Source organism: Melioribacter sulfuriphilus (genome assembly GCF_052656625.1).
Genome location: NZ_JBQXXK010000003.1, coordinates 25,108 through 39,663 on the forward strand (window position 1 = coordinate 25,108; position 14,556 = coordinate 39,663).

Below are 14,556 nucleotides of genomic sequence, written 5' to 3' on the forward strand. Positions count from 1 at the left end.
CCGGCTGTCTTTTATTTATGCACATAAGTCGATTAAACCTCATGCAAACAAAAAATTTATTAATCCTTTATTTATTTTTAATAACTCAGTTATCAGCTCAATCGAGCAAATTATTCCTAAATCAAAAAAATTATTATGAAGCACCCGGTTTTAACCTTACAGTATTTGATGACTTTTATCCCGAAGGACATCAAGGCGGCATAACAATTATAAAAAATGATGAAAGAATTGCTGCTAATGGTGATTTGCGTCTTGAAGCAACACCAGGGCAATGGTCGCCTGTACCCAAAATGGGTAATAAAACAATCGACAGGGTAAACCAGGTAATTAGTGTCGAACTCTGGTATCCCGATTCGTCTAAAAACCGTAAGGGATTTAATCCAATTGTCTATCCCGACTTGAAATTAAAATACAAAATCAATACTGAACTAATTAACGAGAATCGTTCAATACTTGTTACAGTTGTAATTGATGACCCCATTCCTGATGAATGGATGGATAAAATTGGTTTTAATTTAGAACTTTTTCCAGGCTACTTCTTTGGTAAATTTTTCATGGCAGATGGAAAACCTGTTGCTTTCCCAAAAGATCCATTATTTTCTCTTCATACTCCTTTGACCAGGTGTCGTGAAGTTGTACTGGACGCTGATACGAAAAGCAAAATTTCTATTAAAAGTCTTACCACTGATATAGAAATTTATGATGGTAGAATAAATCATAATAATGGATGGTTTATTTTAAGGTCAAGAATTAATGCAGATAATAAGAATGAAGCGCTTCGCTGGATTATTACTCCTACAATTGATACTACATGGCACTACACACCAGTCGTCAAAGTTTCGCAACTGGGCTACCATCCTGTACAGAAAAAATTGGCAGTAATTGAAACCGACAAAAATTTTAGCTGGAAAGGCAATTTACGTCTTGAAAGGATTGATAAAGATACGGTAGTTATTTTAAGAGACAAGATAGTTCCTGATTTCTGGGGTGAATTCTTGCGTTATAAATATTTTACGTGGGATTTCAGCGATTTAGACAAAGAGGGCTTATATCAAATTGTTTATAACGAAAACAATCTCCAGATTATTAGCAACCAATTCCGAATTGATAGAAATATTTATTCCAGTTATATCTGGCAGCCTACAATTGAATATTTTCTTCCTGTGCAAATGTGTCATATGAGAGTAAATGAAAATTATCGTGTATGGCATGGCCGATGTCATATCGATGATGCAGTTATGGCTCCAGTTAATTATAACCATTTTGATGGATATATTCAGCCTGAATCTACTATGACAAACTTTAACTCCGGTACGCACGTGCCTGGACTGAACAAAGGTGGATGGCACGACGCGGGAGATTTTGACCTGAGAATAGAATCGCAATCGGAAACAGTTTATAAGTTATCTTTAGCTTATGAAATATTCCATCCAGAGATAGACGTTACAACGATTGATCAAAAAAATCAAATTGTCGAAATCCATATCCCCGACGGCAAGAACGATCTCCTTCAACAAATTGAACATGGTTTGCTTTCGATTGTAAATTCATACGAATCGTTGGGCAGATTGTACCGTGGAATTATATGTCGAGATTTAAGACAGTATGTTTTACTTGGTGATCCTGTAAATATGACTAATAATCTACCTGATGAAGATGATCGTTGGGTCTTTACCGAAAAAAATACTGAACATGAAATGCTAACAGTTCAAGCACTTGCTACTGCTTATCGAACAATGAAGAATTTTAATGATGAACTTTCACAAAAATGCTTGAAGATTGCCAAAGAATTATTCGAAAAAGATACTTCGAATTTTAATTCAGAAAAGCTCAATGCTGCGGCCGAGCTCTATTTATCTACCAAAGACGAAAGATATAAAAATCTATTATTGGAAAATCGTTTTGAATTACTAAAAAATATTTATTCTCATACAATTGTAATAGGAAGAATAAAAGAAATTTTTGATGCTGAATTTCAAAATGAGATAGAAAATAGTGTTGTTAAATTTTATAATCATGTTGTAGAATCTCAAAAAGAAAATCCCTTTGGTGTTCCTTATAAACCATATATTTGGGGGGCAGGATGGGGAATTCAAGCCTTCGGAGTTTCACAATTATTTCTTAATCTTTATTTTCCGCAGTTATTTAAGCCAGATTACTTTTTAAATGCATTGAACTTTATCTTAGGTGTGCACCCCGGTAAAAATAATGCCTCCTTTGTGTCGGGAGTCGGAATTAATTCATTGACAACGGCATATGGTTTTAATCGTGCCGACTGGTCATATATACCCGGTGGAATTGGAAGTGGAACAGCTCTCATACGTCCCGATCTCCCTGAACTAAAAGTATGGCCCTATTTATGGCAGCAGACGGAATATGTTCTTGGCGGAGGAACAGTCGATTATATTCTTTTGGCATTGGCAGCCGACCATATATTGAACAAATAATAAGGAAATCAATATGGACAGGAGAGAATTTATTAAACTTAGTGGAGTTTTAGGAGCAAGCAGTCTTTTAAGTGGTTTACCACTATCATTTTCATATGCAAATAAAAAAGATAAACTTTCAATTCCTCGCTATATCGGTTTTAATTTGACAGAAAAAACAAGCGGCGAGGGACCCCGCAGAAAATTTAATGAAGAAGACTTTGAAATAATGGCCGAATGGGGATTCAATTTCGCAAGAATTCCTATGTCCTACTGGAACTGGGCATCAAAAGATAATTGGTATGAAATAAACGAAGATGTATTTGAAGATATCGATGAATTAATTGAGTTTGGGCGCCAGTATAAAATTCACATAAATCTCAATTTACATCGAATACCAGGCTATTGTATTAATGGAAGAAATTTAGAACCGTATGATTTGTTTGAAGATTCTCCTGAAAATATGGAAAAAGCTCTTAATGCTGCCGTTTATCACTGGAAATTTCTTGCAAGACGCTATAAAGGAATTTCAAATTCACAACTTAGTTTTGACTTAATTAACGAGCCACCTAAAAATACCAATGTGGAAAGATATGTAAATATTGTTAAGGCCTTAGTTGATGGGATAAGGGAAGAAGATCCTGATAGATTTATTATAGCCGATGGTAGAGAAATTGGGCGGTATCCTGTGATGGAACTTATTGGTATTGTACCAATGCAAAGCACAAGAGGATATGATCCGATGAGTTTGAGTCATTATACAGCTACATGGGTTCCAGAAGACGAATTTGAAACTTTTAATCCTCCCACCTGGCCACTGAAAGCGGATAATGGAAAGATATGGGACAAAGAAGCTTTAAGAGCAAAATTAATCGATTCGTGGCTGCCAGCAGTGGAGAAAGGTACGCTCGTTCACGTTGGCGAATGGGGTTGCTACAATAAAACTCCACACGATGTATGTCTCAGATGGATGGAAGATGTTTTATCCCTATGGAAAGAGGTCGGTTGGGGGCATGCAATGTGGAATTTAAAAGGAGACTTCGGCATATTAAACAGTCGAAGAAATGATGTTAAATATGAAAATTATAAAGGACATAAATTAGACCGTAAAATGCTCGAATTAGTCAAAAAATATTTTTGATATAATAAATGCGAAATAAGATAGATAACTTATTTTATTAATACAAAATAGGCATTTTATTTAATAGTAAAAATCGCATTTGAGAATGAATAGAAAACAATTTTTAAGTATTCTTCCTTTTGGATTAGTTAGTTCGGGTATCGTTCGGGGAAAATTATTAAATAACGCGACAAAAGAAAAAACAATTTTTGATAAGAGCACTAATATGATCGAGAAAGCCATACTTGCAATGCTGACAATGCAAAGAGCCCCATGGGAGCAAGGTGTGGCAATGCAAGCTTTACTTGAATATGGAGAAGAAGAACTTGTGATTCTAATGGCAAAAGAGGCAGTCGTAAGACAGAGTGCTGACGGTAGACTGGCAATGTTAGGAGAAGAATTTGCGCTGAGCGATGCCGCTTCGCCAGGCGAAGCTCTTCTTTGGGCAGCCAGAAAAACAGGGGATGATAATTTATATGAAGGATTTAACAAACTCTTGAATTATATTTTAAATGATGCTCCAAGGAATAAAGACGGAATTATTTATCATTTTACAAATGTACCTCAGGTCTGGAGTGATATTAATTACATGTTGCCGCCATTTTTGGTTGTCGCAGGAAAATATCAAGAGGCAATGAAACAAATAAACGGAGTCTGGCATGTTTTGTGGAATGACGAAAAAAAACTGTTGTCGCATATGTGGGATTTCGAGAAAAATCAATTTGCAAGGAAAGAATTCTGGGGAGTTGGAAATGGTTGGACAGCGGCAGGTTTTACGAGAGTTATTCCAAAACTTCCCGAATCGATGACAAATGAAAAGCAGTTATTAATAAACCGACTGAAAAATTTACTCGACGGCTGCTTAAAGTATATGCGTGACGACGGCTTATTTTATAATATAGTAGATGACAATAATTCGTTTGTAGAAACCAATTTATCTCAAATGTTGTCATATTCGATTTTCAAAGGAGTAAAAGGAGGATGGCTCGATAGTTCATATCTTGAAAAGGCTGAATTGATGAGGAAAGCAGCTCATTCGAAATTTGATAAGTACGGTCTAATTCAAGGTGTATGTGGTTCGCCAGATTTTAATCACCCGGGTACAGCTACAGAAGGGCAGGCTTTCTTTATTTTAATGGAAGCAGCATATATTAACTAATGCGGAGTAAATATGTTGAAAAAAATATTTTTACTGTTTTGCTTAACACTGACTGTTATGGCGCAGGATATCAAGATTTTGCCAGTAACTCCAGATGCTTCTCCCGAAGCAGTCAAATTGCTTAATTACCTCTACTCGATCTCAGGAAAATTTACGCTGGCTGGCCAACATTCTGTACCATTGCTCGGCTCTTTAAGATTGCCTGCAGTTCACAAAACAACTGGAAAATACCCTGCTCTATTTGGACAGGATTTTGGATTCAGCGAGCCTGGTTCATGGGACGGAATTAATTACAGACAACAAATTGTTGACGAAGCAATAAAACGATATCACGAGGGCTTTATTATTACTTTAATGTGGCATGCTGTGCCTCCAAATATGGATGAACCGGTTGATTTTAGTTCGGCTATTCAAAGTCAGTTGTCCGATGAAGAATGGAATGAACTGATAACGGATGGTACGGAATTAAACCAAAGATGGAAATCTCAGGTTGATGTAATTGCATGGTTTCTTAAACAACTTAAATATGCTGGGGTACCTGTGCTCTGGAGACCTTATCACGAAATGAATGGTGGATGGTTCTGGTGGGGAAAAAAAGGAGGAGAAAATGGTTATAAAAAACTTTATCGCATGCTTTTTGATAGACTTGTTAATTTTCATAAGCTGAATAATTTGCTCTGGGTCTTTAATGCAAATGAAGTAAAACCTGGAGTCGACTCTTATGCTGAATATTACCCCGGCGACGATGTGGTAGATATCCTTGCTACTGACGTCTATTCAGAAGGATTTAATCAGGAGAATTACGAAGAATTGCTCGAACTGGCTAAGAATAAACCTATTGCATTAGGCGAGGTTGGAGCACTTCCTTCAAGTGATATATTGGAAGCTCAACCGCGCTGGGTCTGGTTTATGCATTGGAGCGACCCATACAGCGGTATTCAATCAAATCCTCAATTTCTTGAAATTTATCACGATGAAAAAGTTATTACTCTTGATGAATTGCCTTGGACGAATATTGATACTATAAAAATTCATTACCCTTTACTGAAATAAAAAAATCATTTTATAAGAGCAAAGTATAACGAAATAGGTTTTGCCAAAGGACATACTTTTTTTATATTGTAATAAGCTTATGAAAAAAATAAAAAGTCTTAATGAGATTGCTTAAGCCTGCAAGATTAAAGGCAGGTGATGTTATTGGATTAATATCGCCTGCTTCTTCGCCTGACGACCTGAATAAAATCAATAAAGGAGTTAGTTATCTTGAAAGCATCGGATATCGTGTCGAGGTAGGTAAAAATGTCGGATTGAAGAAGGGCTATTTAGCAGGAACAGACGAGCAGCGCCTCGAAGATTTGCATTATATGTTCGAAAAAAAGGATATTAAAGCAATTTTTTCAATACGTGGTGGTTACGGTTCTACTCGCCTTCTCGATAAAATCAATTATAATTTAATTAAACGAAATCCCAAAATTTTTGTCGGTTACAGCGACATTAATGCACTTCAACTGGCTTTTTTGAAAAAATGTGGTCTTGTTACGTTTGCAGGACCAATGGTTGCAGTTGATTTTCATGATCAGATAAGTGAATTCACAGAAGAAATTTTCTGGCGTACGCTTACGTCAAATAAAAAAATCGGTCGACTTAAAAATCCTTCTGGTGAAAGATTTTTTGTGCTCCGTAATGGCCGCGGAGCAGGAAATTTAATCGGAGGAAATCTTAGTATTTTTACGTCTCTTATTGGAACAGAATATTTACCTAAACTTAAGTCTCCAGTTTTAATCTTCGAAGAAATTAACGAACCGCCGTATAAAATTGACAGAATGTTCAACCAGATTCGTCTAGCAAAACTTTTTACTAATGCGCAGGCAGTAATCTTGGGAAGGTTTGTTGATTGTTATGAAACCGATATGAGTAAAGCTTCTTTTACGCTTAATGAAGTTATTCTCGAATATTTCGAAAAAATGGAAGTGCCTGTCATTTACAACTTCAAGCATGGACACATTAAAGACAATATTACCATTCCCTTTGGATTGCAATGTATTGTTAACGGTTCTAAAGGATTTATCGAAATACCCGAAAACGGCGTTGTCTGATTTTATCGTAATTATAGAATATTGCCTTAAATATTTCTCTTTTTTAAGAAAAACCTTCCTTTTTAATTCATTTACGTACTAATTTCAGTTCTGGTATACTTATTGTTTTATTAAAATTACACAATTTTATTGAGGCAGTATGGAATTCATTAATGAAGAATATATTTATTCTTTAATTGAGGACAAAAGACTTAATGACCAATCCTATCAACGTGAAATTATCGAAAAAGCAAAAGATGCAAAAGGATTGAGTCTCAGAGAAAGTGCTGCTCTCCTAAATATCGAAGATAATGAGATACTCGAAGAATTGTTTCATACAGCAAAAGAGGTTAAGGAAAAAATTTATGGAAATAGACTGGTATTGTTTGCTCCTCTCTATATAACAAATGTTTGTGTTAACAATTGTCTCTATTGCGCATTTCGTCGAGATAACAAAGAATTAAAAAGGAAAACGTTAACCCTCGAAGAAATACGAGAAGAAACAGAATTTTTGGTTAAACAGGGGCATAAGAGAATTTTACTCGTTGCAGGTGAACATCCGAAAAAACCGGGACTCGATTTTGTGGGTAAAGCTATCGATACGATGTATAAAGTTAATATTAATGGCGGAAATATCAGAAGAATTAATGTTAATGTTGCACCTCTCACGGTGGATGAATTCAAAACTTTAAAGAGTTTTGGAATAGGAACTTATCAGTGTTTTCAAGAGACATATCATTATCAAACTTACATAAAAATGCATCCTGATGGACCGAAGCGCGATTTTGCGTGGAGATTATATTCAATGGACAGAGCTTTACAGGCTGGCATTGACGACGTTGGAATCGGAGCATTATTTGGTCTTACGAATTATAAGTTTGAAACCCTTGGAATTCTAAGTCATGCTTTTAATCTTGATGAAAGATACGGTATTGGTCCCCATACCATTTCAGTGCCACGTCTTGAACCGGCACTAAATGCTCCCATTTCGGAAAATCCTCCTTTTGCCGTAGACGATTTATCGTTCAAAAAACTTGTTGCAGTAATTCGACTGGCCGTACCTTATACGGGAATTATTTTGTCAACTCGTGAGCGCCCGGAATTAAGGAGAGAATTGTTCAACCTTGGCGTTTCACAAATAAGTGCAGGTAGCCGCACTTCACCAGGTGCGTATAAAGAATCGCAAGAAAGTTTGGAAGAACACCAGATGGAGCAATTTCAATTAGGAGACCACCGCTCTCTGGACGAAGTAGTGCGCGACTGCTGTCAATTAGGATACCTCCCAAGTTTTTGCACAGCATGTTACAGATCCTCACGCACCGGTGATCGATTTATGCAACTTGCTAAAACAGGCAATATTGGAAAACTTTGTTCGCCAAATGCAATTTCAACTTTCAAGGAATATTTACTCGACTACGCCTCGGAAGAAACTAAAAAAGTTGCTCTTGATTTTCTCCTCAAGGAAATTGAAAAACTGGAAGAGCCAACCAAAAATAAAACATTGAAAATGGTCGAGCGAGTTGATGCAGGCGAACGCGATGTATTTTTCTAATAACTAAAATATAAGCTCCTTGATTATGGACATTAATGAGTTATTGAACAAAGATAATCTTAACCGGCAGGAAATTATATATCTTCTCGGTTTATCCAATAAAGAAGAGATTGAACTGTTGTTCAATCGGGCAGATGAAGTACGCAGAATCTACTGCGGTGACGAAATTCATCTGAGAGGAATTATTGATTTTTCAAATTACTGTCAACAGGATTGCCTCTATTGCGGGTTGCGTAAAAGTAATAAGAGTATTACCAGGTATCGCATGGCACCCGACGAAGTGGTCGAAGTAGCACATAAGTTTATAAATAAAGGAATTTTTACGATTGTGCTACAATCGGGAGAGGATAGTTTTTACGATACGGATAAAATAGCCTATATAATTTATTCAATTAAACAAAAAGCTGATGTTGCAATCACATTGAGTCTGGGAGAACGTGATTTTGAAGAATACAAAACATGGAAAATTGCTGGTGCCGACCGCTATTTAATAAAGCACGAAACGGCAAATCCCAAATTGTATGCAGCATACCATGAAAATCAAAAATTGAGCGAACGGCTGGAACATATTCGCTTTTTGAAAGAGATCGGTTATCAAGTCGGTTCGGGAAACATGATTGGACTGCCCAATCAGACTCTCGCAGATATTGCAGACGATATTCTTCTCTGCAAAGAATATGAGCTTGACATGGCTGCATTTGGCCCGTTTGTTCCTGCTCCTGGTACTCCGTGGCAGAATAAAAAACCCGGTGATGTTTTACTTACACTCAAAACGATGGCTATTGCCAGGATTGTACTAAAAGATGTTCATATTCCCGCTACAACTGCTCTTGCAACACTCGATGAAGACGGCAGAATAAAAGGGCTTAAAGTTGGCGCAAATGTGATCATGCCCGATTTTACACCTTCTCCCTATAGAGAAAATTATCAAATCTATGCCAATCGAAAATGCGTCAATGACGATCCAGATGATTGTCGTTCCTGCCTGCAATTACAAATCGAATCGATTGGCAGAAAGGTTTCCAATTCGAGGGGCGACTCGCTCAAACTCTTCAAACAGTCAAACTGATTTCACGTCTATTATTCGATTAATATTGTATATTAGAAAGCAAAAATCGGGATATTTATGCGCAAGATAATCATAATCTTATTCTCTGCATTTATTATCGCTTGCAGTTCAGAAAGCGATACCGAAATGTTCAGTAAAGCAGTCGAACTGGTTAAAAAGAATGACTATCATGGGGCAATAAATCAATACAAAAAATTGCTCGATGAACATTCAGACAGCAAGCTTGCACCAAAAGCCCTCCTTGAGATTGCCAAAATTTATCAAATGAATTTGATAAATGAGAACAATAAAATTGAATCCCTTAAAAATGCTGTAATCTATTATAAAAGACTTTCTACGGAATATCCAGACACTCCAGAGGCGCAAAAAGCTTTATTCATAGCGGGATATATCGAAGCTAATGAGTTGAACGATACAAGCTCTGCAAGAAAAACATACGAAGAATTTCTGAAACGTTACCCTGACAGCGAGATGGCCACATCAGTTAAACTTGAGCTGGAATATCTCGGAGTTTCTCCCGATAAATTGCTTGAACAAAGACTTAAAAGTCAATGAGATGTATATTAAATCGAAAGACATAGTTTCATACCTGCAGCCAGAAATCGTTACTAAAATTAAAAACCTTGAGCTGAGAGCAAAGGCTGTAGTTGAGGGTTTTATGGTTGGACTCCACCGAAGTCCTTATCATGGATTCAGCGTTGAATTCAGTCAACATCGACCTTATATGCAGGGTGATTCAGTTCGCGATATTGACTGGAAAGTTTATGCCAAGAGCGACAAATTTTATATAAAACAGTATGAAGAAGAGACAAATTTAATTTGTAATATTTTTCTGGATGTGAGCAATTCGATGAAGTTCAGGCATGATGCACCAGTTACTAAATTAGATTATGCCGTTACGCTTGCTTCGGCTTTGAGTTATATTATGATTAACCAGAAAGACGCTGTGGCTCTTACGATTTATTCTAACAAGATTCACAATTATCTTTCTCCTAAATCCAACAGAATGCATTTAAAAAAAATATTACTCTCTCTTGCTGGAATAGAGACAGCAGGAACTACCAATACAACCGAATGTTTGAGTCAAGTAACCGAAAAGATAAAAAAAAGGGGCTTGACAATTGTAATTTCCGATTTCTTCGACGATGTAGAGAATATAGCCAAAGCAATCAAAAAAATTAAGCTCAGAAAAAACGAAGTTATCCTTTTCCATCTACTCGACCCGACGGAAATCGACTTCGATTTTGATAAGGATGCTCTCTTTGTTGACCTGGAAACAAACGAAGAATTATCGTCGCAACCGTATCACATCAGAAAAGTTTATTCAGAATCGGTTGCCGGTTTTATCGATAAACTAAAGAATGAGATGCTCAATTATGGGATCGAATATAACTTGATCATGACAAACGAAAATTTTGAAAAAGCATTATTCAGTTATTTCAGAAAAAGGGAAAAAATGTTTTAGGAGGTATATGAACCCCGCATTAAAAAAATTGTTTGCTCAAAACAGAAAATGGTCACAGTCAATTAAAAATAAAGATCCGGAATTTTTTGAAAAATTATCGCATCAGCAGAATCCGAAATATTTGTGGATTGGATGTTCTGACAGTAGAGTGCCTGCTAATCAAATTATCGGGTTAATGCCCGGCGAGGTATTTGTACACCGTAACATTGCAAATATGGTAATTCATACAGATCTGAATTGCTTATCGGTTATTCAGTATGCAGTCGAAATTTTGAATGTGGAACATATAATTGTTTGTGGACACTATGGATGCGGGGGTGTTAAAGCTGCAATGGAGTCGAAAGAACATGGACTGATCGACAACTGGCTGAGACATATTAAAGACGTATATCGATTTAATCAAGATATGTTTAAGGAAGTAAAAAATCCTGAAGATCGGATTGATATGATGTGCCGCTTAAATGTTATTGAACAGGTCAGAAACTTATGCGGTACATCGATAATTCAAAAGAGGTGGAAAGAAAAGAAGAACCTCAGTGTACATGGTGTTATCTATTCATTAAAAGATGGGCTTCTGCAAGATCTAAATGTATCGATATCAAGCATGTCAGAAGCAAAAAGAAAAAAAATAATATGAAAAAGAAGATTGAGTTACTGGCTCCTGCAGGTAATTTGGAAATAGGCATTGCGGCAGTCGATTGTGGTGCAGATGCAGTTTATATTGGTGCCCCTAAATTTGGTGCTCGTAAAACAGCTGGTAATTCGATTGATGATATTAAACGCTTGACAGATTATGCCCATCCTTACGGGGTGAATGTTTATGCGACTGTTAACACTCTCATTTATGACGAAGAAATCGATGAAGTAAGAAAATTATTATTTGCTTTGTTTGATGCAGGAATCGACGGAATCATTTTTCAGGATTTTGCTCTCCTCGAACTTGAACTTCCTCCTGTAAAACTAATTGCTTCTACGCAAACTGATAATTATTCTCTTAATAGAATTCGTTTTATCGATAGCATAGGAGTGGACCGAATAATTCTTGCAAGAGAATTGTCGTTAGAACAAATTAAAAAAATTCGCCAGGTCACAAATGCAGAACTCGAATTTTTCGTACATGGCTCTCTTTGTGTAAGTTTTAGTGGTCGATGCTATATAAGTAAAGCGCTTTTCGATCGAAGTGGAAACAGAGGCGAGTGCGCTCAATTCTGCCGTATGGCATTTGACCTTCTTGATGAAAATGAAAAACCGATAATAAAAGATAAATACCTCCTTTCGTTAAAAGATCTGAACTTAACAGAATATCTAAAAGAGTTAATCGAAGTAGGGATTACTTCTTTTAAAATTGAAGGCAGACTTAAAGACGTCAATTATGTTAAAAACGTGACGTCTTTTTATCGTAAGCAGCTCGATGAATTGATAAACGGCGCCACTGAAATTGCAAGAGCTTCAGTCGGTAAATCTAAAATTAATTTTGTACCTGAGCTGGAAAAATCTTTTAATCGTGGTTTTACCAGTCTTTTTATTAATGGAAAAAATGCACCTTTAGCCTCGATTAACTCACCAAAATCGATAGGCGAATTTATTGGAAAAGTTAAAAAATCAGGAAAAGGATTTGTTAAACTTGATACCGATATTGAGATTTCTACGGGAGATGGGCTCTGCTTTTTTGATAGCAACGGAAATCTTCGTGGTTTTTATGTAAATAAAATGGCAAACGATTCGATTTATTATGACGGTGATTTTGTGATTCACGAGAATACAAAAGTTTTTAGAAATTACAACAGAGGATTAGAAAAACAACTTGATAGAAAAACAGAACGTAAAATCGATATCTCTTTGTATGTTTCCTTCGATAAAAATACAATATCAATTAAAGCCGTATGCGAGGACGGCATTTTTGTAAGAAAGGAATATCAAATTAATTCCGTTCCACCACAAAAAGAAACTGAATTCATCGATTTGCTGAAAAAACAATTTTCAAAAACAGGAAATACAATTTATAACGTAAAACAGGTGCAAATCGATCAAAATGAAATATCGTTTCTTACAGTTTCGCAAATTAACGGCTTTAGAAGGGATCTACTTGAAGAACTGACAGAAATTAGAAAGGAATATCACAAGAAAAATCGAACTTCTTACTTCAAACCCCGCTATACAAATTATTTTAAAAAAGAAATTGATTACAGTGAGAATGTTATTAATAAACTTGCCGAGAATTTTTATCGTAAGTGCGGAGTAGAAAAGATCGAGTGGGGATTGGATTATACTAAAGAATTTAGCAGAAAACCATTAATGGTTTCCAGGTATTGCATTCTGGACGAAATCGGTTTATGTAAAAAAACTGGGAAAAATGTTTCAGAGCGTTATTACTTAAGAAACAGAAACGGGAAATTCGAATTGAAGTTCGATTGCAAAAATTGCATGATGGAACTCTATATAAAAGAATAAGAGGAGAACTTTATGAAAAACCAAAAAGCAATCTTAAGCCTGTTTATTATAATCTTGTTTTTGGGAAACAGCAATTTGTTCTCTCAAAAATATGAAGGACTTGCGCTTACTCCTCCGATGGGCTGGAATAGCTGGAACAGGTTTGCATGTGATATTGATGAAAACCTTATTAGAGAGGTTGCAGATGCAATGGTTGAGTCGGGAATGAAAGACGCCGGTTACGTTTATATTAATTTAGATGATTGCTGGCATGGCGAAAGGGATAGTCTCGGATTTATCCATCCCGATCCTGTAAGGTTTCCGTCGGGAATTAAAGCCCTTGCGGATTATATTCATTCGAAAGGTTTAAAGATTGGTATTTATTCATGTGCTGGTTTTAAAACATGCGGGGGAAGACCTGGAAGCAGGGGGTATGAATATCAGGATGCGCTCACTTATGCAAAATGGGGCATCGATTATTTAAAATATGACTGGTGCAATACTGAAGGTCTCTGTGCAGAAGGTGCTTATATGACCATGCGAGATGCAATTCGTGCAGCGGGGAGACCGATGGTGTTGAGCATTTGTGAATGGGGGAACAATCAGCCATGGGAATGGGGAAAAGATGTAGGTCATCTCTGGCGTACAACGGGTGATATCACCAATTGTTTTGATTGTGTTGTCGATCATGGCACCTGGAAATCGTGGGGAGTAATGTATATTCTCGATATGCAGAAAGGTTTGAGGCAATACGCCGGTCCTGACCACTGGAACGATCCGGATATGCTTGAAGTTGGTAATGGGATGAGCATCAACGAAGACAGGGCTCACTTTTCAATGTGGTGTATGCTTGCTGCACCTTTAATTGCAGGCAACGATATCAGGAATATGTCGGATGAAACTCTCGAAATACTTACTAACAAAGAGGCCATTGCAGTAGATCAGGATTCACTTGGAATTCAAGGATTTAAATATTCTTCTCTCGATAGTGTTGAAATTTGGTTTAAGCCGCTTGTTAACGATGAATGGGCTATGTGTATTTTGAACCGCCATAAAATAGATAAAGAAATTGTTTTCGATTGGCAGAACGAAAAAGTATTCGATGAATTGAATAAGCGGGAACTCGACACGAAAAATAAATCTTATCGCTTGAAAGATTTATGGAAACATGAATTCATAGGTACGACAAAACAACCCTTGAAGGTAGTCGTACCATCTCACGATGTACTAATGCTCAGACTGGTAAAATAATAAGAATGA

At 36.5% G+C, this 14,556-nt stretch carries 12 protein-coding genes; all 12 read left to right on the forward strand.

Annotated elements, in window-relative coordinates; translation table 11 throughout:
• Window positions 1-41 precede the first annotated feature (41 nt).
• The 12 genes from ACUN8G_RS03850 to ACUN8G_RS03905 all read left to right on the forward strand — a co-directional run bounded on the left by ACUN8G_RS03850 (window position 42) and on the right by ACUN8G_RS03905 (window position 14,547).
• Window positions 42-2,447 carry a glycoside hydrolase family 9 protein gene (locus ACUN8G_RS03850; protein WP_437345807.1) on the forward strand — a complete coding sequence of 802 codons (2,406 nt, stop codon included), beginning with the start codon at window positions 42-44 and terminating at the stop codon, window positions 2,445-2,447.
• Window positions 2,448-2,460: 13 nt separating this feature from the next.
• Complete coding sequence (locus ACUN8G_RS03855) at window positions 2,461-3,567, forward strand: glycoside hydrolase family 5 protein (RefSeq protein ID WP_437345808.1); 1,107 nt, start codon at window positions 2,461-2,463, stop codon at window positions 3,565-3,567.
• 205 nt (window positions 3,568-3,772) lie between these two features.
• A complete protein-coding gene (locus tag ACUN8G_RS03860; protein WP_437345809.1) occupies window positions 3,773-4,705 on the forward strand; it encodes a glycoside hydrolase family 88 protein in 933 nt (310 codons plus the stop codon).
• A gap of 12 nt (window positions 4,706-4,717) precedes the next feature.
• Window positions 4,718-5,758 (forward strand): glycoside hydrolase family 26 protein, encoded by a 1,041-nt coding sequence (locus ACUN8G_RS03865; protein WP_437345810.1) that lies wholly within the window; start codon window positions 4,718-4,720, stop codon window positions 5,756-5,758.
• A 101-nt stretch (window positions 5,759-5,859) separates the two neighbouring features.
• A complete protein-coding gene (locus tag ACUN8G_RS03870; protein ID WP_437345811.1) occupies window positions 5,860-6,801 on the forward strand; it encodes a S66 peptidase family protein in 942 nt (313 codons plus the stop codon).
• Between the two features lie 139 nt (window positions 6,802-6,940).
• Window positions 6,941-8,332 (forward strand): [FeFe] hydrogenase H-cluster radical SAM maturase HydG, encoded by a 1,392-nt coding sequence (gene hydG / locus ACUN8G_RS03875; RefSeq protein WP_437345812.1) that lies wholly within the window; start codon window positions 6,941-6,943, stop codon window positions 8,330-8,332.
• Between the two features lie 25 nt (window positions 8,333-8,357).
• Complete coding sequence (gene hydE / locus ACUN8G_RS03880; protein WP_437345813.1) at window positions 8,358-9,401, forward strand: [FeFe] hydrogenase H-cluster radical SAM maturase HydE; 1,044 nt, start codon at window positions 8,358-8,360, stop codon at window positions 9,399-9,401.
• Between the two features lie 57 nt (window positions 9,402-9,458).
• Complete coding sequence (locus tag ACUN8G_RS03885; RefSeq protein ID WP_437345814.1) at window positions 9,459-9,956, forward strand: tetratricopeptide repeat protein; 498 nt, start codon at window positions 9,459-9,461, stop codon at window positions 9,954-9,956.
• Between the two features lies 1 nt (window position 9,957).
• Window positions 9,958-10,866, forward strand: coding sequence for a DUF58 domain-containing protein (locus tag ACUN8G_RS03890; RefSeq protein WP_445480899.1), 909 nt, complete (start codon window positions 9,958-9,960; stop codon window positions 10,864-10,866).
• Window positions 10,867-10,873: 7 nt separating this feature from the next.
• A complete protein-coding gene (can, locus tag ACUN8G_RS03895) occupies window positions 10,874-11,503 on the forward strand; it encodes a carbonate dehydratase (protein ID WP_437345816.1) in 630 nt (209 codons plus the stop codon).
• Window positions 11,500-13,317 carry a peptidase U32 family protein gene (locus tag ACUN8G_RS03900; protein WP_437345817.1) on the forward strand — a complete coding sequence of 606 codons (1,818 nt, stop codon included), beginning with the start codon at window positions 11,500-11,502 and terminating at the stop codon, window positions 13,315-13,317. Before can ends, ACUN8G_RS03900 begins: the two co-directional genes overlap by 4 nt.
• Before the next feature lie 12 nt (window positions 13,318-13,329).
• A complete protein-coding gene (locus ACUN8G_RS03905) occupies window positions 13,330-14,547 on the forward strand; it encodes a glycoside hydrolase family 27 protein (RefSeq protein ID WP_437345818.1) in 1,218 nt (405 codons plus the stop codon).
• The last annotated feature ends 9 nt before the right edge of the window (window positions 14,548-14,556 follow it).

Bases quoted from the DNA above. Each gene is read 5' to 3' on its own strand.
- hydE (WP_437345813.1), top strand. From the start codon at position 8,358: ATGGACATTAATGAGTTATTGAACAAAGATAATCTTAACCGGCAGGAA.
- hydG (WP_437345812.1), top strand. From the start codon at position 6,941: ATGGAATTCATTAATGAAGAATATATTTATTCTTTAATTGAGGACAAA.
- ACUN8G_RS03885 (WP_437345814.1), top strand. From the start codon at position 9,459: ATGCGCAAGATAATCATAATCTTATTCTCTGCATTTATTATCGCTTGC.
- ACUN8G_RS03865 (WP_437345810.1), top strand. From the start codon at position 4,718: ATGTTGAAAAAAATATTTTTACTGTTTTGCTTAACACTGACTGTTATG.
- ACUN8G_RS03850 (WP_437345807.1), top strand. From the start codon at position 42: ATGCAAACAAAAAATTTATTAATCCTTTATTTATTTTTAATAACTCAG.
- ACUN8G_RS03905 (WP_437345818.1), top strand. From the start codon at position 13,330: ATGAAAAACCAAAAAGCAATCTTAAGCCTGTTTATTATAATCTTGTTT.
- ACUN8G_RS03890 (WP_445480899.1), top strand. From the start codon at position 9,958: ATGTATATTAAATCGAAAGACATAGTTTCATACCTGCAGCCAGAAATC.
- ACUN8G_RS03860 (WP_437345809.1), top strand. From the start codon at position 3,773: ATGATCGAGAAAGCCATACTTGCAATGCTGACAATGCAAAGAGCCCCA.
- can (WP_437345816.1), top strand. From the start codon at position 10,874: ATGAACCCCGCATTAAAAAAATTGTTTGCTCAAAACAGAAAATGGTCA.
- ACUN8G_RS03855 (WP_437345808.1), top strand. From the start codon at position 2,461: ATGGACAGGAGAGAATTTATTAAACTTAGTGGAGTTTTAGGAGCAAGC.
- ACUN8G_RS03870 (WP_437345811.1), top strand. From the start codon at position 5,860: ATGAGATTGCTTAAGCCTGCAAGATTAAAGGCAGGTGATGTTATTGGA.
- ACUN8G_RS03900 (WP_437345817.1), top strand. From the start codon at position 11,500: ATGAAAAAGAAGATTGAGTTACTGGCTCCTGCAGGTAATTTGGAAATA.